Annotated in this window: 16 protein-coding genes; 7 read left to right on the top strand and 9 right to left on the bottom strand. The window is 55.5% G+C overall.

The genetic code is table 11. The features are described from left to right. Positions 1-11 precede the first annotated feature (11 nt). From ADICEAN_RS04045 to ADICEAN_RS20910, 3 genes are read right to left on the bottom strand one after another with little or no spacing between them, the layout of a single operon-like run. The gene (locus tag ADICEAN_RS04045; protein WP_009194251.1) at positions 12-314 is read right to left on the bottom strand and encodes an STAS domain-containing protein; all 303 of its coding nucleotides are present in this window, start codon (positions 312-314) and stop codon (positions 12-14) included. 2 nt (positions 315-316) lie between these two features. Next, positions 317-955 (bottom strand): hypothetical protein, encoded by a 639-nt coding sequence (locus tag ADICEAN_RS04040; protein ID WP_009194250.1) that lies wholly within the window; start codon positions 953-955, stop codon positions 317-319. 12 nt (positions 956-967) lie between these two features. Beyond that, a complete protein-coding gene (locus ADICEAN_RS20910) occupies positions 968-3,280 on the bottom strand; it encodes a PAS domain-containing protein (protein WP_051068782.1) in 2,313 nt (770 codons plus the stop codon). 401 nt (positions 3,281-3,681) lie between these two features. Here ADICEAN_RS20910 and ADICEAN_RS04030 point away from each other — a divergent pair, with 401 nt between their 5' ends. From ADICEAN_RS04030 to ADICEAN_RS04020, 3 genes are read left to right on the top strand one after another with little or no spacing between them, the layout of a single operon-like run. Further along, the gene (locus ADICEAN_RS04030) at positions 3,682-4,572 is read left to right on the top strand and encodes a PAS domain-containing protein (RefSeq protein ID WP_040396168.1); all 891 of its coding nucleotides are present in this window, start codon (positions 3,682-3,684) and stop codon (positions 4,570-4,572) included. Further along, positions 4,521-7,694 (top strand): PAS domain S-box protein, encoded by a 3,174-nt coding sequence (locus tag ADICEAN_RS20905; RefSeq protein ID WP_009194247.1) that lies wholly within the window; start codon positions 4,521-4,523, stop codon positions 7,692-7,694. The genes ADICEAN_RS04030 and ADICEAN_RS20905 overlap by 52 nt, the downstream gene beginning before the upstream one ends. Positions 7,695-7,711: 17 nt before the next feature. Then, the gene (locus ADICEAN_RS04020) at positions 7,712-8,074 is read left to right on the top strand and encodes a response regulator (protein WP_009194246.1); all 363 of its coding nucleotides are present in this window, start codon (positions 7,712-7,714) and stop codon (positions 8,072-8,074) included. On the opposite strand, the gene ADICEAN_RS04015 is transcribed toward ADICEAN_RS04020, so the two are convergent. From ADICEAN_RS04015 to ADICEAN_RS04005, 3 genes are all read right to left on the bottom strand, one after another. Continuing rightward, a complete protein-coding gene (locus ADICEAN_RS04015; RefSeq protein ID WP_009194245.1) occupies positions 8,071-9,153 on the bottom strand; it encodes a hybrid sensor histidine kinase/response regulator in 1,083 nt (360 codons plus the stop codon). The two genes, ADICEAN_RS04020 and ADICEAN_RS04015, sit on opposite strands and share 4 nt — an antisense overlap. Further along, positions 9,143-10,156: a sensor histidine kinase gene (locus ADICEAN_RS20900; protein ID WP_009194244.1), complete on the bottom strand. Its 1,014-nt coding sequence runs from the start codon at positions 10,154-10,156 to the stop codon at positions 9,143-9,145. The genes ADICEAN_RS04015 and ADICEAN_RS20900 overlap by 11 nt, the downstream gene beginning before the upstream one ends. Before the next feature lie 109 nt (positions 10,157-10,265). Next, the gene (locus ADICEAN_RS04005) at positions 10,266-10,913 is read right to left on the bottom strand and encodes a response regulator (RefSeq protein ID WP_009194243.1); all 648 of its coding nucleotides are present in this window, start codon (positions 10,911-10,913) and stop codon (positions 10,266-10,268) included. A gap of 463 nt (positions 10,914-11,376) precedes the next feature. Here ADICEAN_RS04005 and mtaB point away from each other — a divergent pair, with 463 nt between their 5' ends. Beyond that, positions 11,377-12,696, top strand: coding sequence for a tRNA (N(6)-L-threonylcarbamoyladenosine(37)-C(2))-methylthiotransferase MtaB (mtaB, locus tag ADICEAN_RS04000; RefSeq protein ID WP_009194242.1), 1,320 nt, complete (start codon positions 11,377-11,379; stop codon positions 12,694-12,696). Positions 12,697-12,766: 70 nt separating this feature from the next. Here the strand turns inward: mtaB and ADICEAN_RS03995 are convergent, their stop codons facing one another. Together ADICEAN_RS03995 and ADICEAN_RS03990 are read right to left on the bottom strand one after the other, a co-directional pair. Next, complete coding sequence (locus tag ADICEAN_RS03995) at positions 12,767-16,552, bottom strand: BamA/TamA family outer membrane protein (protein WP_009194241.1); 3,786 nt, start codon at positions 16,550-16,552, stop codon at positions 12,767-12,769. Continuing rightward, positions 16,539-17,435: a hypothetical protein gene (locus ADICEAN_RS03990; protein ID WP_040396164.1), complete on the bottom strand. Its 897-nt coding sequence runs from the start codon at positions 17,433-17,435 to the stop codon at positions 16,539-16,541. Before ADICEAN_RS03990 ends, ADICEAN_RS03995 begins: the two co-directional genes overlap by 14 nt. 164 nt (positions 17,436-17,599) lie before the next feature. Between ADICEAN_RS03990 and ADICEAN_RS03985 the strand changes: the two genes are divergently transcribed. Then, positions 17,600-18,787 (top strand): Pycsar system effector family protein, encoded by a 1,188-nt coding sequence (locus tag ADICEAN_RS03985; RefSeq protein ID WP_009194239.1) that lies wholly within the window; start codon positions 17,600-17,602, stop codon positions 18,785-18,787. Positions 18,788-18,814: 27 nt separating this feature from the next. Here the strand turns inward: ADICEAN_RS03985 and ADICEAN_RS03980 are convergent, their stop codons facing one another. Beyond that, complete coding sequence (locus ADICEAN_RS03980; RefSeq protein ID WP_009194238.1) at positions 18,815-19,432, bottom strand: DUF2652 domain-containing protein; 618 nt, start codon at positions 19,430-19,432, stop codon at positions 18,815-18,817. Positions 19,433-19,722: 290 nt separating this feature from the next. Between ADICEAN_RS03980 and ADICEAN_RS03975 the strand changes: the two genes are divergently transcribed. Together ADICEAN_RS03975 and ADICEAN_RS03970 are read left to right on the top strand one after the other, a co-directional pair. Then, complete coding sequence (locus tag ADICEAN_RS03975) at positions 19,723-20,712, top strand: Ppx/GppA phosphatase family protein (RefSeq protein ID WP_009194237.1); 990 nt, start codon at positions 19,723-19,725, stop codon at positions 20,710-20,712. An 83-nt stretch (positions 20,713-20,795) separates the two neighbouring features. Beyond that, the coding region (locus ADICEAN_RS03970) for an Ldh family oxidoreductase (protein WP_040396162.1) at positions 20,796-21,600 on the top strand (805 nt) is incomplete at its 3' end.

Genomic DNA, 21,600 nt, shown 5'->3' with positions numbered 1-21,600 from the left:
AGGCTATCGCGCTAAAGGGTGAGTAGAGTAAGGCCGGCAAGCCGGAGCAGCTGCTGCAGCTGGGGTGACAGATCCCTGTGCAGCTGATAGGGCGGCGGCCCCTCTGCCAGGGGTTGGGTAAAGGCGAGCAGCAGTTGCAGAAAGCTAAGGTCCAGCACTTCTATCTCCCCTACCCGAAGCAAGAGCGGACGCTCCGGCTGGCAATGCTGCAACAGTAGCTGGCGCAGCTGCTCGCTGTGGGCAATGCTGAAATTTCCGCTAAGCACAAGGGCACTGGGCCGGCCGGCAGGGTCTGATTCCAGGGTATGGTGCATGGCTAGAATAGTTCTATATTGGTAGAATCCTCCCCTTTTTCGGCGGGCAGCTCAGGCGTCAGATCCTCTTCAAAAAGGGAGCGAAAGATCTCCCGCTCAGACTGCATGCTGAAGGACTGGCAGATCTTGCGCAGTTTTTCGGATGACAGCTCGCCGTCTGCCTCCGGCCCGCTGGGGTCGGTAAGCAGGTAGAGCCGGCCCAGGCTTTTGATCAGCTCCTGTACTTCCTGCTGAAACTGTCTGTAGACTGCCTCGCCGGCAGGGTTTGGAGAGCTGGGCAGGGCCAGCAGTTGCAGCTGTATTTCTTCCCTTATCTCATCATACTCCAGGCGGGCAAACTGCAGCAGGGCCATGGACAGCTCCAGCAGGCCCGGCAGCACAGCCGCTGTGGTTGTGGGCCGGCCTGCCGTAAAGCCGGCAAATTCTTCTTCCAGCAAGGGGCCAAACTGGCCCACATGCTGAATTTTCTGGCGAATGATGTCGTGGTACTGCAACTGTTCGATCAGGCGCTGCTTGCTGTGGGAGATTGGGGCGCTGGCGTGGGTCTTGCGCAGGCTGCCCGAGAGGGTGCTAAAATCCCGCTCCAGCAAGGCCTCCAGCCGGCCTACCTTCCCCATAAATTCTTCTTTTGTAAACTCCATTGCCAGATTAGATTAGAACAGTTCTACAGCTACTTTTTGAACAAATGCGGTAAACATATAGGCCCCGTTTACCCGTACCCGGGTAAGGGTGAGCAGGGCTTCCAGCTCATGGCCTCCCATGCCGGTGATGGGCACTTCGGTGCGGATATCCAGGCAGCGCTGAACGCCGTCTTTCAGGTAAAAGGCCTGGGGCTCATGGCTCTGGTACACGATCTGCAGGGGGATAAACTCCCTGATGCTGCGGCCAATGATCTGCTGCCGCGTTCCCTGCCAGATGTCTTCGGCGGCTTTGTTGAAGAAGTCGATCACCCCATCTTCACCAAAGGAAACCACCCCATCTACACAGCCTTCCAGTATGGCTTCGTTCTTTGCCTTTTCAGCCGCTATCTCTTCTATCTGCCGCTGCATTTCCAGGCGGGCATCCTCTAGCTTGCCTGAGAGGCTGGCCTGCAGCTTTTCCAGCTCGGCGGTGTAGAGGCGCAGCTTTTCTTCGTGCCGGATGATCTCCTCGGCCTGGGCAATGTAGGTTAGCTCGGCCTGCTTGCGCTCACTGGTGTCGGTGGCCAGCATCATGATCTTACTAACCCTCCCTCGCTGGTTGAGCACCGGCGTAAAGGAGGCGGATAGCCAGCAGGTGCTGTTGGCTGCCAGCTGGCACTCCAGGTTCTGGGGCTCGCCGGCCAGCAGGCGCTGCCACAGCGCCTCCCACTCGGGCTGGCCCCAGCCCTGTTGGTGCAGCAACTGCCAGAGGGTGGTGTGCTGCAGGCCCTCCAGCGACTGGCGGGTAAGCTGCTGCAGCCGGGTATTGGCCTCGCATAACTGGCCCTGCAGATCAAAGGCGGCGGTAAACAGGCTGTAATCGATGGAGGCAAACAGACCGCTTAGCTCCATTTCTTTCTTTTGCATGGCTTCCTGGGTGGCCATGAGCTCTTCGGTATTTTGCCTCAGCTCCTCTTCCTGGGCCTGCAGGTGGGCATTGGCAGCGTTGGCTTTCTCCAGCAGCCAGCGCGTTTGGGTGCTCGTTTTAAGACTGCTTAGGGTTGAGGCAATGTTTTCGGCCAGCTTATGCAGAAAATCCAGCTCGTGCTGCTCAAATACCCGAAAGGCCGCCAGTTCGATTACCCCCATAAACTGTTCATTGGTAAGCAGGGGCAGCAGCAGTATGCAGCGGGGCCTGGCCCGGCCAAGCCCTGACCCAATCTGGATGTAGTCTTCGGGTACATCGGTAATCAGCACCAGTTCCCGATCCTGGGCTACCTGGCCTACCAGGCCCTCTCCTATCTCAATGGTTTTGTTCAGGAACTTGTGGCGTCCCCAGGCATAGGCAGCCTGCAGGTTTAGCACCGCATGGCCGCTATCTTCTTCCTCCAGCACAAAAATCCCCCCCTGGTTGGCATCTACAAAAGGCACCAGCTGGGAAATAAGGGTTTTGGACAGCGATTCGATATCCTGATTATGTTCCCGCAGCAAGCGGGCAAATTGTTCTACCCCCTTGCTGCTCCAGCTTCTTCGCTGTTCATCCAAAAAAAACTGGTGCATCTTATCCTGTATGCCCAGCATGGCTTTGCCCAGCAGACCGGTGTTTGCCACATCGGCCTGGCTTAGCCGGAGGCTTCCATCGCCCACCAGGGCGGCTTGCTGCGATAGCTGCTTAAGCTGCGCCTGGTACTGGGCTAGCTGTTGCTGCAGGGCCTTGGTGGCGCCGTACAGCCTGGGCGTGTCACCTTCGGTACCGGCGGCCAGATGGTGCAGCTGTTCGCTTAGCTGAGCAAGGGGCCTGAGCAGTTGGCGGTGCATGAACAGCAGCAGGTAAAGCAGCATGCCTCCTGCCAGCAGCAGCATACTGCCAAAGGCCAGCGAGGCCTGAAGGCCGGCGGCTTGCTCGGCTGCCTGCATCTGGCCGGCAAACTGCAGGCAGGACTGCTGGAGTGCCTGAGCCGCAGCCATACTGGCTGTTGTGCTGCCCGCAGACTGCGCTGGTGTGTCACTACCCCATTGTACTTTTAAGGCCTGCCAGTCGGTGAGCATGCCCGCCGGCCAGCTGGCCGCCTGCTGGCTGAATGCCAGATCCAGCTGGCGGGTTTTTTCCGTAAGTGCCCGCTGCAAGTTTCTGTCAGGCAATGTTACTGCTTCCTGCAGGCTGGCATGGAGCAGCAGGGCTTGCTGCTGCAGGCGGGCATGGGCTTTCTCCTGCTGGCTGGCCTGCCAATACACCCCCAGGCTAAGCAGAAAAAGCAGCAGCCCCCCCCCAGAGGCAGGTATATCTTCGCATAAAGGAAACGTCGGGTGGTGTGGTGCATGGGTGTGGTTGCCTTTGTTACTCACAAGATAGAAGCACCCCCCTGCAGATGTTGCGCAAAACATGATTATTTAATGGAAATTCAACCCTTACCCTTACCACCCCTAAGGGTATACCCTTAAAATGCTCCTTACAAATCATTGAAAAACTTACACTTATCTCAATTTTCGGGCACTTTGTGCTACATTTAGGAGTTGGTTAGAATTGAAATATTCTAATTCAGCCAAGCCGGACCATTTGTATTTTGCAGAAGAAGAGCCTAGCCAGAATCAGGGGAGAGCGTATGAGAATTGTGTGCTGTACAGAGGCTGACGGGCGCATCAGCCGGGCGAGTAGTTCCTTTACAAGACTGGCCGCACAAACAGGCGCCCGCCCCCACTTAGCAGATCTTATACTGGAGGCCGACAGGCCCTCATTTGCTCGGGCGTTGCAGCAAGTAAAGCAGGGCCACAGGCATACCGCCTTTACGGCGGGTATTGCTACGGTGGCCGGCACGCATCAGCGGTTTCGCTGGCAGCTGCGCCTGAGCAGCACCGGTCCCTTTCAGGTATGGGTAGGCAGGCCCGAAGACGAGTCAGGTGGGGCAGCAGATGAGCAGGCAGCAGACCAGCAGGCAGACCAGCTCCCCCCTCAGCTCAAGGGCAGCCTTTGCAGCACACTCGACCATATTTCTGATGCCCTGGTGGCGCTGGACAGCAACTGGATGTATACCTACGCCAACAAAAAAGCCTGCAGCCTGCTGGACCTCAGTGAGCAGGAGCTGGTAGGCAGGCACATCTGGCAGGAGGTGTTTCCGGCTAAGGTAGGCGGCCAATTTTACCAGGATTGCCAGGCAGCCCTGGCCAGCCAGCAGCTGCGGGTATCCGAAAACCCCTACGGCCCCGGCGGACCGGACCAGCGCATCCTGGAGAGCCGCATTTACCCCTCCAAGGAAGGGCTGCTGATCTTCTTCTCAGACCTGACCGAAAAAAGAGCCCTTGAGCAAAAAGCACAATCTGCCAAAAAGCAGCTGGAAGATCTGCAGGCTGCCCTCAATGCCTCGGCAATTGTTTCTACCTCCGATGCCGAAGGGCGCATCAGCTGGGTAAACGACAATTTTTGCGCCCTGAGCCAGTACAGCCGGGAGGAGCTTTACGGCCGGCCGCATGCGGTATTCAATCCTGCCCACCACCCCCTGGCTGCTTCTGCCGATGAGCTGCGGGCCACCTTGCAGAGAGGCGAGATCTGGAAAGGCGAGATACAGGTACAGGCCCGAAATGGTGCCCCATGTGGGTGTATACAGCCATCACCCCCTTTCTGGACCCGGAGGGCCGCCTAACCCATTCCGTGCACATCTGCAAGGATATTACGCAACGCAAAAATACCGAACAGGCCCTGAAGGAGAGCGAAAAACTGTATCGCTCCCTGATTGAAAATTACTCGGATGCCATTTTCATCACCGATGTTCAGGGGAGAATAGCTATAGCCAACCAGCATGCAGAACTACTGACCGGCAGCCCGGCAGCAGCGCTGATGACCACCAATCTGCTTGATCTGCTGCCCGCAGAGGCCCGCAGCCAGCTCAGCACAGGTCTGCCCCTGATCCTGCAGGGGAAAAATCTGCAGATTGAAAGTAAAATGAAGGGTATGGGCGCTCCCTTTACAGCTTCTATTGCCGTTGGAGCCATAACGGAAGGAAATCGCGTAAGCCGCTTTTTCTTTACCATCAAGGACATCAGCAAAAAAGTAGACTACGAGAAAGATCTGGCCCTGCTGAACAACACCAGCCGGGCACTCAGCTCTGCGTATTCGCTCAAGGAGGGGGCCACTGCCGTACTGCAGCTGCTATGCCAGTATACCGGTTTTCAATATGGGGAGTTCTGGATGCCCATGCTGGGCCAGACCCACACCCGCATGAAAGCCTACTGGGAAGCCGGCAACGACTATTGGCCGGTAACCAGCGCATCCATAGACCGCACCTGGGACATGGCCAGCGAAAAGAAGCACCTCTTTGGCACCGGCAAACCTTACTTTGTACCTGACATCCGGCTTGATGCCAGCATCCGGCGCAAAGGGGTGGCCCTGGCCTGTGGCTTACAGGCTTTTTTTTCCATCCCCATCGTTTACCGCAACAAAACGCTGGGCGTACTAGGCCTCTGGGCCGCCCAGCGACAGGAGAATCCAGACTTTGATCCGGCCCACCTGCAGAGCCTGATGGAAAAGCTGGGCGCCGAAATAGAACGCCGGCAGAATAATGAAGCCTTTAAAAAATTCTTTACCCTTACCCCAGACCTATTCTGCATTATAGGCTTTGACGGGCTGCCCAAGCGGGCCAACCCGGCCCTGCAGGAGCTGCTGGGCTACTCGGCCGACGACTACGGCCTGCTGCCGGTGGCGGAGCTTATCCATCCCGACGATGCTGAAAGGGGGCGGGCCGCGCTTGAAAAGATCTACCGCGGCGATACCTGCCAGAACCTGGAGCTGCGCATACGCTGCAAGGATGCAAGCTACCGCTGGCTGGCCTTTACCACGCAATCCTCGCTGGCAGACAACCTTATTTACCTGGTGGGCCGCGACATTACCCAGCAAAAGCAGCAGCGGGAGGAACTTGAGCGCATCATGATTGCCATTGAAAACACCTCTGATGCAATTGGTATTGCCACCAGCCCCGAGGAAGTGGTGTACACCAATGCCGCCTTTTTGAGTACGCTGGGTTGGGATGTGCCCCGCATGAATGCCATAGGGGGCCCCAGGGGAATGTTTGTAGACCCGGCCGTACCCACCCGCATCATTGAGGATCTGTATGCCCTGGGCCAATGGGAGGGCGATATTGATATTTATGATGCCTATGGGAGCATTCGCCTGTTTTACCTGCGCTGCACTGCCGTGCTGGACGAGCAGCAACAGTTCAAATACCTGGTAGGCATATTCATAGACGTTGCGCAGAAACGACAGGCGCAGGAAGAACTCCTGAAGCTGAATCAGGCCGTGGAAGACAGTGGCAATGAGGTCTATATTATCAACACCATTACCCGCAAATTTTCCTATATCAACAAAAAGGGACTCGACAACCTGGGGTATCAACGCAATGAACTGGCATCTTTAAGCCCGCTGGATGTAAACCCCGACTATGACCGGCTGCAGTACAAAAAACTGTTTCACCCCTTGCTGATAGGCCAGGAAAACAGCCTGACCTACCAGACCACCCACAAACGCAGGGATGGCAGCCTGTACCCTGTTGAGGTGTACCTGACCCTTTTCCATCACGGATCAGAAACCTCCATTATGGCCCATGCCATAGACATTACCGAACGCAAGCAGGCCGAAGAAGAGCTGCGGATCATCAACGAGCGCTACCGCCTGGTGACCAAAGCCACCCAGGATGCCATCTGGGACTGGGATCTGGTAAATAAGAAAGGCTATTTTGGGGAAGGCTATGCCACACTCTTTGGGCAGGATCCCAGCCTGGGAAGCCTACCCTACTGGTCGGACCACCTGCACCCCCTGGACAGGGATCGGGTACTGGCTAACCTGACCAGGGTAGTGAACAGCCTGCGCACCGAGTGGACCATTGAATACCGCTACCGTTGCGCCGATGGCTCCTATAAATTTGTGAAAGACAGGGGCTATGTGATCCGGGATGCTGACGGCAGGGCCATTCGCATCACCGGCGCCCTTGCCGACATCAGCGAGCACAAGAACAGCGAGGAGCTGCTGCGCCAGTTCAATGCCGAACTGGAGGCCAAGGTAACCCAAAAGACTGCCCGCCTGGCAACCACCCTCACCAAAATGCAGCAGGAAATGCTGGCCAGGGAACAGGTAGAAGCCAACCTGCACCAGTCACTGCAGGAAAAGGAAGTGCTGCTGAAGGAAATTCACCACCGGGTTAAAAACAACATGGCCATCATCTCGGGCCTGCTGAGCCTGCAGGCCCGCCACAGCCAGCAGCCCGAGGTGCGTACGCTTTTCCGGGAAAGTCAGCAGCGCATTAAAAGCATGGCCCTTACCCACGAGCTGCTCTACCAGCACAAGAACTTATCCCGTATCAACTTTCAGAAGTACATTCAGGAGCTCACCCAGGGCATCTCCTATTCTTTCAGAAGCAGCCAGACCAGTGTGCAGCTGCAGATACAGGCCGATGCCGCAGATCTGGATATTGTACAGGCCGTACCTTGTGGATTAATTTTAAATGAATTGATCACAAATGCCTATAAGTATGCCTTCCATGGAAAACAAGAGGGAGCTATAGCGGTTAAGTTTAAACAAAAAGGGGACCTGTATTCCCTGGAAGTGAGCGACAACGGGCACGGCCTGCCCGCCCAGTTTGAGAGCAGCCAATCTACAAGCCTGGGCATGCAGCTGGTCAATAGCCTTGTGCGCCAGCTGGGCGGCAGCCTGCACTCCTACTCCGAGGGCGGCGCACACTTTCTGATCACTTTTACCGATACTTCTCCAATGTAGTACCTGAAACCGACCGCATGCCTGTAGAGCAAATCCTGATAATAGAAGATGAAGCTGTAATAGGCATGGCGCTGGCGGCAGAACTGGAAGATAGCGGCTATACCATAGTGGACGTTTGCCCCAGCGGCCGGGAGGCACTGCAGCTGCTGGCCCAACAGCCGGTAGATCTGGTGCTGCTGGATATAAAACTGGGCAAGGGGTTGGACGGACTTGAAACCCTGGAAGCGATCCGCCAGCTGGCCTCTCCCCATGTGATCATCATTAGCGGCAATTCAGAGCCCCAAACAGTGGCCCGCATAGAAGCTGCCGGGGTAGATGGGTTTTTGGTAAAGCCCGTAAACATGCTGGAGCTGCACCAGCTCCTGGAGCAGCTTCGTTAAGTGATCAGGGGCAGGAAAAAGCGAATGCAGGTCCCCACCCCCTCCTGGCTGCTAACCTCCAGCCGGCTGCCATGGGCCTCTACAAATTCTTTGGTAAGCAGCAGGCCCAGGCCGGTGCCCTTCTCTTCCTGTGTGCCGGGGGTATGAATGGCTGTTTTAAAATCGAAGAGACTCGCCAGCTGTTGGGCAGGTATACCCCTGCCCCTATCCCGTACCTGCAGCTCTAGGCGGGCAGCATCCTGCCGGGACACCTCCAGCCACACCTCGCTGCCCGGATAGGAAAACTTAATGGCATTGCTCAGCAGGTTGAGTAGTATGGTATGCAGCATGTTCCGGTCGGCCTGCACCTGCAGCCGGGCAGCTGCCTGCAGGCGCACCTGCACCCCTTTGTTGCGGGCATGGCTTTCCAGCAATGCCAGTACCTCCTCGGCCAGGGGCTGTACGGCTACTGCCTGCGGCCGGTACTCCAGCCTGCCCGACTGCAGCCTGGACCACTCCAGCAGGTTATCGGTAAAGGCATACAGATTTTCTACCGTATGGTGAATATCACTGATAAATTCTCTTAGATCATCTGGCGATAGCGCATCCAGATGCTTGAGCAAAGCCCGGGTAGAAACCGACAAGGCCGCCAGCGGGCTGCGCAGATCATGGCCAATGATGGTGTAAAACTTGTTGCGGGTTTGCTGCAGCTCAAACTGCCGCTTGTCGGCAAGGTGCTTGTACAGGGCTGTTTCCAGGGTGGCCAGCAGCTCGGCCTCCTGCCAGGGCTTGATCATATAGCCGTATGGGAAGGCTTCCTTTGCCCGTTCTATAGTGCCCCTATCAGAATAGGCCGTTAAAAAGACCACCGGCAGGCCGTACGCCTGCATGATGGTCTGGCCAAGCTGTATGCCATCCTGCTGCTCGCCCAGGTTTATGTCCATAAGCACCAGATCCGGCTGTTGCTGCCGCACAGCCTGTAAGGCTTCTTCACTGCCTGAGGCCAGTCCGCATACGCTATAGCCCAGCTGGTGCAGGGTTTCCTGCAGGGAGAGGGCCGCAATCACCTCATCCTCTACTATCAGTACACTATGCGGCATGCTCCGGTATAAAAGGAAATTCAACAAGTACCGTGGTGCCCGCTGCAGAGGTACTGGTCAGCTGCAGCTCACCTTTTAGCTGCCGCACCAGGTTAAGCACCAGCTGGGCGCCCAGGCTTCCGCTTTTGGGAGTAGCATAAAGCGTTGGGTCTGCCAGCCCGCTCCCATTGTCACGCACGGTCAGCCGGCATCTGCCGGAGCTTGGCTCGGCCAGTGTTACCTCAATTCGGCCATCTGTGCGGGCGCTAAAGGCATGCTGTACGGCATTGGCCAGCAGCTCATGCACAATTAGCCCCAGGGGCAGGAGCTGATCTACATTCATCCAGGCAGCGTTGATCTGGTGCTGAAGCGCTATCTCCTGGCCAGGCATGCGAAAGGAGGCCAGCACGGCCTGCATAAGCTTGACCAGATAGTCATTTGCCCTGATCTCCGACAGCCGGGGCGAGGCATAGAGCCGTTCCTGCAGCAGGGCCAGGGTATAGATCCTGCTTTTACTCTCCAGCAGCAGGTGGCGGGCATTGGGCTCCTGCACCCGGTTTAGCTGCAGGCTCAGCAGGCTGAGGATAATGTTCAGATTGTTCTTTACCCGGTGGTACACCTCGCTCAACAGGGCCCGCTTTTCCTTTTCGGCGGCGGCAATAAGGTCTTCCAGCTCGGCCCGCTCGCTTTCACGGGCGATGCACAGATAATAGAGTTCTTCGCCAATGCGGGCCGGCAGCAGCTGCAGCACTACCTCAAAGGGATCGCTGCCGGGCCGGCACATGCTGAGGGTGTGCACATCCAGCAGGGGCAGCTGCCGGAATACGTCTGCCGGTATGAGGCTATCGGCATTTAGGCCGGGCAGCCCGCCATTTTCGCCAATCAGCTGGCTAAAGGCCGGATTGGCGGCTACAATGGCATGGTTATGGAGGTCGATGAGAAACACCAGGTCACTCACCGGCTCATATACCGCCCGGAACTGATGAAGGGATGTAAACTCAAGTAGGGAAAGAGCTGAATTCATGCTTTTTAAAAAAAATTCCCGATGCGTACAAAGGGGGTAAGGGGCTACCTTCTGCCTGCGGGCAATGGGCCTCCAGCTTAAAAAATCGGGAGCAGCTACTATCCGCTCCCTATACAATTCTGTCTTTTACCTTGCCAATCATTTGGGCTACATTCTTAACCTGCAGCTTCTTAAAAATGTTACGCCGGTGACTCTCAATGGTCTTGATGCTCAGGTGCAGCGTATTGGAGATCTGCAGAGTGGTATGGCCCGACGCAATCAGCTTAACGATTTCAATCTCGCGGGCCGAAAGCCCCATGAATACCTGATCGGCAGATCCTTCAGAAGGGGGGGTAAGCAGGCTTTTGCTCAGCACATCGCTTACTTCCCTGGAAAGGTAGCGTTTTTCGTCCAGCACATGTTCCAGGGCTTCAAACAGCTCCTCGTCCGATGCATTCTTGGTGAGGTAGGCAGAGGCGCCCAGCGCAAACAGTTTTTTGATATAGCCGCTTTCCTTCTGCTGGGTAAGGCCAATCACCTTGATCCAGGGATAGCGCTTTTTGATCTGTTCGGTAGCATCAAAGCCGTTCATTACGGGCATGTCCAGGTCCATCAGCACCAGATCGGCCCGCATCGTCTGCAACAGCTGCAGCACTTCGGCGCCATTGGCCGCCTGGCCCACAACGGTATACTGCTGTTTTGCCGACAGCAACAGCTGCCATGCCTTGCGCACCATCCGGTGATCATCCGCCACTACTATTCGTACCTCTCCTCCCATTTTCCGGCGTTCTTTTGGCTACCTAAATGAAAGGATGAAGATACAGTCCAGATCCTGCACATGCTGCGTAAATAACGGATCATCCTTACACCCTACCTAACAACACACTACACGCCCGCACCCCTTTTTCCCTTCTTCTGGCTCTCAAACAGCCCCCTGGCTCCCCGCTTCCCACTTCTGGCCTGGGAAAGTCTGTTTAGGAAACAGCGCCATCCGGAGGCAAAAGCTTACGCAACCCCTTCCAACCCGGCAAAAAAATCTTGGCGCAGATTCTGTCTGGCTGGGGTTCAAGCGGCTGCATCCATCGCCCCCAGCCACCCGCCAGCCTGCTGCTCTCACTGGGTCACTCTGCCATGGAGAAGCAGCAGGCCGAGTGGGCACCCCTTTTCACAGCAACAGCCGGAACCTCCTGGCGTGCAGGCTCGTTGGTCAAGAGATCAAGATTGTGTAATTTTGCAGCTGCATGAAGAAAGTAGCCTTTTATACGCTGGGGTGTAAGCTCAACTTCTCCGAAACTTCTACCATTGGCCGCCAGTTTGAGGAGCGCGGCTTCCGTAAGGTAGAGTTTTCCGACACACCCGATATCTTCATTATCAATACCTGCTCGGTGACCGATAATGCCGATAAAAAATGCCGCAAGATTGTGCGGGAAGCGCAGCTGATCAATCCCCAGGGCTATGTGGCCATCATCGGCTGCTATGCCCAGCTAAAGCCGCAGGAGATCTCCGACATACCCGGGGTGGATGCCGTACTGGGCGCTGCCGAAAAATTCAGGCTGCTGGACCTCATTCCTACCTTTGAGAAAGCACCGGCTGCCCGTGTGCTTGCCAGCGAGATCTCCGAGGCCAATACCTTTCACAATGCGTACTCCTACGGCGACCGTACCCGCACCTTTTTAAAGGTACAGGACGGCTGCAACTACAACTGCTCTTTTTGCACCATACCTCTGGCCCGGGGCAAAAGCCGCTCCGATAGTATTGAGCACATACTGGAATCGGCCCGCGAAATAGCCGCTACCGACATTAAGGAAGTGGTGCTTACCGGGGTGAACATAGGGGATTTTGGTATACAGGAGGGCCGCCGCAAAGAGCGCTTCCTGGACCTGCTGCAGGGCCTTGATGCGATTGAAGGCATTGAGCGTTTCCGCATCTCCTCCATTGAGCCCAACCTGCTCAGCAACGAGATCATTGCGTTTGTGGCACAGTCCCGCCGCTTTGTGCCGCATTTTCATCTGCCGCTGCAATCGGGCAACAATGAGATCCTAAAGGCCATGTACCGCCGCTACCAGCGGGAGCTCTACACCGAGCGGGTAGCCAAGATCAAGGAACTGATGCCGCACTGCTGCATAGGGGTAGATGTGATTGTGGGCTTTCCCGGCGAAACTGAGGCGCACTTTCTGGACACCTACCAGTTTCTGAACGAGCTGCCGGTAAGCTACCTGCACGTATTCACCTATTCCGAACGGGCCAATACCCCTGCCGCCGAGCTGGAGCAGGTAGTGCCCATGAAGGAGCGCAACCGCCGCAGCCGCATGCTGCGCAGCCTGAGCGAGAAAAAGAAGCGCTACTTCTACGAGCAGAACATAGGCCGCACGGCTACTGTGTTGTTTGAGGATGATGTGGTAGCCGGAATGATGCACGGCTTTACCGAAAACTATGTGCGGGTAGCCGCCAAATACGACCCCATGCTCATCAACGAGCTAAAGCCGGTAGACATGACCGGCCTGACGGCCGAAGGCCTGATGGAAGTGGCCGAGACCCAGACCTACCTCACCCACGCCTAAGCCCCTGGCCTGCCTGGCCGGATACGCAGGGAGAAGAGTGCCTCCTTGCGTATCCGGCCGATCGCTCAGGCTAGAAGAAGAAGCCTGAGCGCAGCAGGAAATAGGGGCCTTCTCTTGAAAAACTCACTCCTCCCGACACCACAAATAACTGGTACAGGTTTAAATACGCACCCGGCCCAAAGCCCCGGTGCCAGCGGATGGAGTCCTCCCCTTCTGCCCACACCCGGGCATGGTCAATAAAGCCATAGAGCCCCCAGCTGCCTGTAAACACATAATTGTAGATAGGGCTGATGGGTACCCGCAGCTCGGTATTCTGGTAGGCCGCGCCATAGCCGGCAAAGCGGTAATTGCGAAAGCCGCGCAGGGTGGTATTGTTGCCGATAGCGGCCGACTGATAGAAGAGATAATCTCCCCAGTTGCGCTGCCCCCCAAAGCGCAGGGCAATAGTGGGGCGAAAGCGATCGGTATTCGGCGATATGTAGATGGAGAACTCCGAATGCAGCCGTGTGAGGTTGATGTTTTCAGAGCGCAGGCTGTTGGTATACTGCAGGGAATTTTCAATGATCACCCCCCGGGTGGGGATGCGGGGGTCGTTGGTGGCATCCAGCCTGAAATAAGCCCTGCCCCCCAGCATGCTCTCCTCACTGGCATACAGATCGCTGGTCCGGAAATCATCCGAGTCAATGTAGGTATCTTTATTCTCGTTTACCCCTACCCAGCGAAAATGCGGGCCTATGCCGATGTTAATGAACGGACCCAGGCGGCGGTTGGCCAGCAGCTCGGCATTAAAGCTATTGAGGCGCACCCGGTAAAAATCAATAGGCTCGGTTTTGGGGCTCTCATTGCCCTGCCCAAAGTAGTTGAGCACAAACTGGGGTCCCTGGTAGGATAAATCAAGCAGCAGATCATTGCCCCGGCCAAAAGCCTGGTAAAAGGCCCCTTTGTAACGGAAATTGTAGGCACCGGTTGCAAAGGCATAGTTTACCAGCAGCGTCTGGTCTGAGGCCGCCGGGCTTTTTCGGAAACCATAGCTCCGCAGGTTAGCTCCTCCACCAATAAACACACCATCATCGGGGTTAAAGGCCAGCGAAAGCCGGGGGCCCAGGTAGGTATAGAAGAAATCGTCGGCATCGTAGTCGTTTATGTAGTCCTTGTTGGAAAGGCGCAGGTTGGTTTCCTGCCCCTTCTCGATCTTGTTTTCATCCAGCACATTATCATAATAAATAATGCTTCTGCCGCCCCGTACCCGGGAGACATCCTTGTAGCTATCTTTCTCAGCACCTCCAATTACGCGCAGCAGTATGGCATCAGGTGCTTCGCCGCTTATGCGGAACTCATCTTCGCCAGCAAGTCCCCACAGGCGTATTTCGCGGGTTTCGTCGGGCAGAAAGAGGCGATCGTACAGGATATGCTCCTGCTCACCGTCTTTTTTGATCTTGTAGACCACTACCCGGGTGCTGCCATCGGGCAGGCGCTCTACTTCAAAGCGCTCATGCTTATCGGAGCCAAATACGTCCACATATTTTGCCAGTGCCAGGTAGTATTCCCGGGCGGCTTCATCCAGCACAGCACGGCGGCTCTTTAGCTTGGCTATGATCTCCGGACCGCTGATGGAGAACACTTCATCGGGCATCTGGCGCATGGCCTCTTCTATGAACACATCCTCCAGGTTTTCCTGAATATGCGCTACCTGTTCCTGCCACTGGGCATAGGAGAGTCCGCTAAGCAGGCGCCGGTCCATTTTAAGCGCACTCAGGTTCAGGCCCTTTACGTCTTCAAACTCATAATCGAAATGGCTGAAGTGGCGTACCGCCCACTTTCTGGAGCCAAGCCAGGGCACTATTCCATCAAACTTTACAAACACCTGATCCCGGTCCCGGGGAATGGGCAGGTAACGCTTGCCTTTTCCTTCCTTTTCAAACTCTGCCCAGCGCCACTGGTCTTCATGGCGGTCCCAGTCGCCTATGAGCATATCAAATAGACGGGTACGCAGGTACAGGGGCTGGTCTATGTCGTCATCATTATCTTCCTGCAATTTGCTGAGCATGTTGCGGGTGCTAATGGCATTTTGGGTAAAGCCAAAGTTGCGGTAGGCGGTCAGGTCCTCATCCGGCCGGATCTCCAGCAGCCCGATCATGCCGCCAAAATCGCTGATATAAGGGCCCAGCAGGGCTGAGCTGGGCATGTAGTACAGTTCGGGATCGGTATGGTAGATGCCGATGGCATCAGCCATGCGCGGTACGGTAAAGCTGCCATAGGGGTGCGCGGATGAGATCTGGTCCTGCACCACATCGGCCGCAAAGGTAGTTTGCAGGCCTGGCGGCAAAATGGCCGAGGGAATCTTGTCTATGGAGCGGAACTGGTACTGGATGCTATCAGGGTTAAGCAGGCGAAGGCTCAGCGTTTGCTTACCGCCCCCCTTGCGAATGGGGGTAAGTCCGCCTTTGGCACGCTGTAAATCCAGATAGCGTACCTCTATGGGCGTACTCCACTCCTGCCGGTAATGATCGCCCCAGATAGCACGGCTCAGTCTGCTGCGCTGGGCATATTCAGGATTGGCGGCCACTACCTTGGTGCTGTCCGAATAGTTTAGGTCAGCTACGGCCTCCTTCACTTCTTTACTTTCTGCCGGAGTAAGGGCATAGAGGGGGGTACGGAAGGTAAGGGTTCCCTGCTCGCCATCCCCTTCGGGCACCCAGAATTCTACCCACACCTCGCCATTCTTATAGTAGTTGAGGCGGGCAAAGCCTTTGGACCTGTGCACAAAAAGAGCATCGCGCCCCCCCACACAAAAGGTTTCTTTGGCACCCGAGCCACTGACAATGTGCATAACCCCGTTTAGCTCCTGCAACTGCAGGTTGTGCTCATGCCCGGCGGCAATCACCACATTGGTGCGGCCCTCGGTAATGCTGGTAAGGGCATTGATAAGCTGCTGATATTTGGGGTTGGCAATATCCTGGCGGGAAACGCCATACATACGGCCCAGGGGGTAAATGGAGCCAATCAGGGGAAGGGGTACATATGCATTGGCATATTTGAGCCTGAGCGGAAAAATATGGTCGCCCAGGTTGTAGTGCCCCCCATGGTTGCCATTGCTTTTCAGGGGGTGGTGCAGCGCCAGCACAATGTGCTTATCGCTATAGCGGGAGAGCATATCATCCAGCTGCACAATAAAGTCCAGCTCCGACTCTACATTGCAGCCTCCCTCAGGGCCGCGCGGACGGCGATGGGGGGTGAGCCACCACTCCGAATCTATCAGCACCAGCACTACATTATCGCCTACCGGCAGGGCTACGGGACCGGGGCAGCCATTAAAGGGAAGAAAGGCTCTGGGATTGTCCAGAAACTGGCGTACAAATTCGCCCTGCCGCATCACCTTCTCCAGCCCCCCTACCCGGCTATGGTTCCAGTCGTGGTTGCCGGGGATAAAAACAGGGGTACCGGCCCAGCTCTGCACCACCTGCATTTGCTCTACAATGATGCGCTCTTCCTCTTCCCGGTCGGGATCGTCCGGGGCAGACAGGCCATCTTCATAGATATTATCGCCCAGAAAGATCACCGATTTGAGCGAATCGGGCAGCTGGGAGATTCCCCCATCCTGCTCGGAGCGGTACTGGCCACGCAGCTGCGATTCCAGCAGGCGCAGGCTGGGCTCCTGCCGGTCTTTGTCGGGTTTGCCGGCATCGCCTACCAGGTATACGGTGTGGAGCAGCTCTTCTGCAGGGGGCAGGGCTACCTCCTGCCAGCTACGCTGCTCTCTTGCTATATAGGGTTTTACGGCTCCACAGGCGGCTATAAAAAATGCCAGGGGTAGCGCCCAGCTCCAGCTAACAGCTGCCGGTTTAGTGTGCATCATAGGTAAATAACAAAATAGTTGACTCTGCGGCCCCTCCCTCGTTGCCAATCAGCAGGGTACCGTCTGGCAAAAAGGTGATGGACTCAGGCTGTAAAAAAATAGCGCTTGGTAATTCCTGTATATACGATAGCTTTCCGGTTTTGTCTACCACAACCAGAATTTTGCTGGCCGCCGACAGAATAAATAAATCTCCCGTAAGGGGGTGTATGGCCAGACCGGAGGGTACAAAAACACCAGACTCGCCCCGTACGCTCAGGAACTTCTGCAGGCTTAAGGAAACCCGATCCAACTCTGTTTCAATAAATTCTTCCTCCATCTCGGCATGCTCCAGCTGCAAATAAGGAACCGGATCCAGCTGCAGGCTGTCGGTGCTAAATCTCCAGATGCGCCTTTCGCCGGCAGCCCCCTCTTTACAGGCGATAAGCAGGGCCTGAGCGTTGGGCAGCAGGCTTAGGCCCTCGGCATCGCAGGCCTGGGTAAGGGGGGTCTGAAATTCCCGTACCTGGGGAGCCTCGCCCGTCCACAGCTTGCGTAGCTGGTAGAGGGTGCCATCGCTTTTGAGCACCCACAGCTCTTCCCGGCTGCCGGCTACGCCCTCGTAATCGCCCGGTTCTCCCCAGGGCACCTCCTGCACCACCTCCCCTTTTTGCAGATCGAAGAGGTAGATAATGCCCTCCTCATCCTGAATGCAGGCTAGCTGCTGCTGCCCAAGGCTTTGCATGCCGGAGAGTTCCCTAAGGCTACCGGGCAGGGTATAGGTTTTGGCCGGCTGGTCAATGCGATAGCCCAGGGCGGCCAGGCTTTCGCTGCCAGTATAAGGAGAGGTAGTTGCACCGTTCGTTCCGCCATCGCCCTCCTGCCGGCAGGCCAGCAGCAGGAGCATACAGCTTAGTAGGTAGAGCCAGGTGGGTTTCATGGTCAGTTGATAGCGTCAAGGATAGCAGGCTATTTGCCAGAGGCCGTGCAGAAAAAGCACTTATCCTTAAAACATAGCACTATCCCTGAATGTTTGTATTCCGTATAAGCCGCTAACACCATCCCTTTTATATGGAAGAACAAAGCATGAAGATCGTTGATAAATCGCGGGACTTCATAACCGATTTTTTTACCCGAAAGCTGTCTAACAAATACGTATACCACAACCTGAACCATACCCGCCAGACCGTAGAAGCCTGTGCCGAGGCGGCTGACTATTATGAGCTGCCCCCGGCCGAGCAGGAAGTATTGCTGGTGGCCGCCTGGTTTCATGATGCCGGCTATGTTACCACCTACAGGGGGCATGAGGAAGAAAGCAAGACCATTGCCAGCGCCTTTCTACAGCAGGAGCAGTACCCGGCCGATCGGCAAAAGGAGGTGATGCGCCTGATCAATTCTACCAAATGGGAGCACGAGCCCACTGATCTGCTGGAAAAGATCCTGCACGATGCTGACCGCATCAGTATTGGCAAAAAAAGCTTTGCCCGAAAAGCCGAGCTGCTGCGCATTGAATGGGAGGTTTTCCTGGATAAGCACTACAGCCCCTCTGAATGGAACAAGCTGCAGCAGGAGTATATTTTGAACACCCATTTTTATACCGACTATTTCCGCAAGGAATACGGCGACCGGCGGGAAAAAAACATCAACGACCAACGGGCGGCACATAAAAAGGCCAAAAGCAAAAAGGAAAAAGACAAGGAACCCAAGCGTGGCATTGAAACCATGTACCGGGCTACCTACCGCAACCACATAGAGCTAAGCGCCATTGCCGACAGCAAGGCCAACATGATGATCAGCATCAATACCATTATCATGTCCATTATCATTACTGTAGTGGGTGGTAGTTTTACGCTTACCGAGCGGGCCTTTATTGAAAACATGCGCTTTACCATCCCCATCTGCATCCTGCTGATCGGCTCACTGGTATCGGTAATCTACGCCATCATCTCGGCGCGGCCCAATGTGACCAAAAAGGATGTTAGCCTGGAGAAGGTTCGCAACAAGCAAAGCAGTGCGCTTTTCTTTGGCAATTTCACCAACATGGAGCTGCCCGAATTTATTAAGAACATGAAGGAAATAGGGCAGTCAAAAGACCTGCTTTATGACAGCATGAGCATTGATATTTACTTTCTGGGCCTGGTGCTGACGGAAAAATACCGCCTGCTGCGCATCTCCTACAGTGTGTTTATGGGAGGGCTGGTGCTGGCCGTGGTGGCCTTTATCGGCATCTTCTTTGTAACCCAGTACAACATGCGCTAAGCTGGCAAGGGGGTATGTACTGCCCCCTCAGCGTACGGAGCGGCTAAAGAGCGGCTTAAGGCTGGCATAGCGGTAGTTTACCGGCCCAATATGCTCATAGGTATCCTGCCCCTTCATAAGCTCGCCAAAGGCAAAGACCTGCTCCAGCTCTTCTTCCTCAAAATAGGAGGTATAGGCTTCGGTCATCAGCAGGTATTCATCTGCTTCTATGCTGTTTTTCAGCAGCCGGTGGGCAATGATCACATCTTCGCCTATGAGGCGTACATTGCCCCTGATCTTGGTAATGGCTATTTTGCCGTAATGGGTCACAATTTTGATCCCCAGGCGCTCGGGCAGTGAGAGTGTTTCCTGGGGCAGGCTCAGGCTGAGTTCCTCCAGCTTCTCGGTAAAGGCCGAGAAGATTTTTTTTGCCTGCGACACCATAGCCGTGGGCGAGGGCGGCTCCCCGATCTTGTAGTAGAGAATGGCGTCGCCCTGAATCTCTACCAGCTTCAGGTCAAGCTCATTTTGCTCAATGATTGTTTCCAGCAGGGCAGGAATTACCTTTTTAGCAACCCGTATATCGGTTTTGCTGATGTAGGCTGTAAAGCCATTGATATCAGGTATAAAAATAAGTGCAGGTGCACTGTCTAGGCTGTTCCCCATAAAAAGAGATGAATGATCAGGTGCTGGTGCTTCCGCACAGTGGCCTGTGCAAAACCTGATGTAAGTAAACGATTATGGCCTTTATAAAGTTAGCGCAGCGGTAGTTTTTATACGGTAACGCCACTTTTTTAGGCTGGCATACGTAAAACAAAAGACTGGCACTATTTGTGCAGCCTGCACAAAAGGTATTTTTAGGATATTAAATTCTAAAAAATCCTGCAATAGCGTACGCCTACTGGCTGTACAAGCCACTAAAACGCTATATTTGCCGAAGTTTTTTATAAGAACGCATGCGAAAAGTTGCTGTCATAGATCTTGGAACCAATACCTTCCACCTCTTAATTGCCCGTATTCGCGGGCAAAAGACAGAATTATTGCATCGTGAAAAAGTGGCCGTAAAGATTGGTGAAGGGGGCATTACTACCAGCATCATCATAGAAGAGGCGCAGGCCCGGGCTATATCGGCGCTGAAACACTTCAGCCGCATCATTGAAGAAAACGGCATCCGGGAGGTATACGCTACGGCTACCAGTGCCATCCGCAATGCCCGCAATTCTGCTGCTATTACCGAGCAGATCTATAAAGAAACCGGCATCCGCGTGCGGGTGATCTCCGGCGAGGAAGAAGCCGAACTGATCTACCTGGGTGTGCGCCGCGCCATGGACCTGGGCAGCGAGAAGAGTCTGATCATGGACATAGGCGGTGGCAGTGTAGAGTTCATCATTGCCGATGCAAGCCAGGCATTTTACAAGCAAAGCTTTGAGATAGGCGCCCAGCGCCTGCTGGATTTGTTCCATCACCACGACCCCATGCTGCCTGCCGAGGTGCTGCGCCTTAACCACTACCTGCACGAAAAGCTTCAGCCCCTAAGCGAAGCTGTAGCCCGGCTGCAACCCAGCACCCTGGTAGGTTCAAGCGGCTCCTTTGACACCCTCAGCGACATTTACTGCCATAAACATGAAATAGAACGCGATGCCATGGGAACGGAATTTCCACTTTCGCTGCCAGCCTACTACCCCATTCATGAAGAATTGCTGGTGAAAGACAAGGCCCAGCGCCTGCAGATTCCGGGTATGATCCCCCTTCGGGTAGATATGATCGTGGTCGCTTCCTGCCTGATCCGCTTTGTGCTGGAGGCCTACGGGCTCAAGCGCATCCGCGTATCTGCCTACGCCCTTAAAGAAGGGGTGCTGGGAGAGATTCTGACCAAACCCCAGCCCGGACTGCGCAAGCCCACCGGCATGCCGGCCCGCAACTTTTTAGGGCATAGCTTCTCCTGATCGGCCGAAAACAGTAACTTGCAGCCCAAATTACCCCCCTTCTCTACCAGAAAGGGCACTCCCTATGTTTGGCATTTGGCTGTATGGCATCACACACCTATTCTTACCAGGAGCTCCTCCGCTTTACTAAAGAAATATTCAGGGCCATGGACTGCACGGCCGCCGAAGCACAGCTTGCCGCACAGGTGTTGCTGAGCGCCGATCTGCGTGGCATCGACTCGCATGGGGTAGCCCGCCTCTCGGGTTATGTGCGGCTGTGGGAGGCAGGGCGCATCAATGCCCGGCCCAACATGCAGGTGGTGCATGAAACCCCCTCTACTGCTGTGCTGGATGCCGATGGTGCCTTGGGCCTTGTAAGTGCCCCTGCTGCCATGAAACTAGCCATAGAAAAGGCTCAGGTGGTGGGCACCGGCTGGGTAGCGGTGCGCAACTCCAACCACTTTGGCATTGCCGGCCAGCATGCCATGCAAGCCCTGGCCCATGACATGATTGGCATGGCCATGACCAATGCAAGCCCCCTGGTGGCCCCCACCTTTGCCAGCGAGCGCATGCTGGGCACCAACCCTATAGCCGTGGCAGTACCCGCCGGTCAGGAACCTCCCTTTGTAGCCGATTTTGCCACCACCACGGCCGCCAATGGCAAGCTGGAGATTCTGCAGCGCAAGCAGCTCTCCACCCCCACGGGCTGGGTTCAGGATGCCGCCGGAGGCAGCAGCACCAACCCCAATGAGCTAAAAGCCGGGGGCGCTCTGCTGCCACTTGGCAGTGAGTACGAACGGGGAAGTCATAAGGGCTACTGCCTGGGCAGTATAGTCGATATCCTGAGCGGGGTGCTATCGGGCGCTAATTACGGCCCCTGGGTACCCCCCTTTGTGGCCTTTCTGCCCG

This window comes from Cesiribacter andamanensis AMV16 (assembly GCF_000348925.1).
In the GTDB taxonomy this organism is placed as follows: Bacteria; Bacteroidota; Bacteroidia; order Cytophagales; family Cyclobacteriaceae; genus Cesiribacter; species Cesiribacter andamanensis.
The sequence above is the reverse complement of the archived record's forward strand: the minus strand, read 5'-3'. Positions and strand labels throughout refer to the sequence as shown.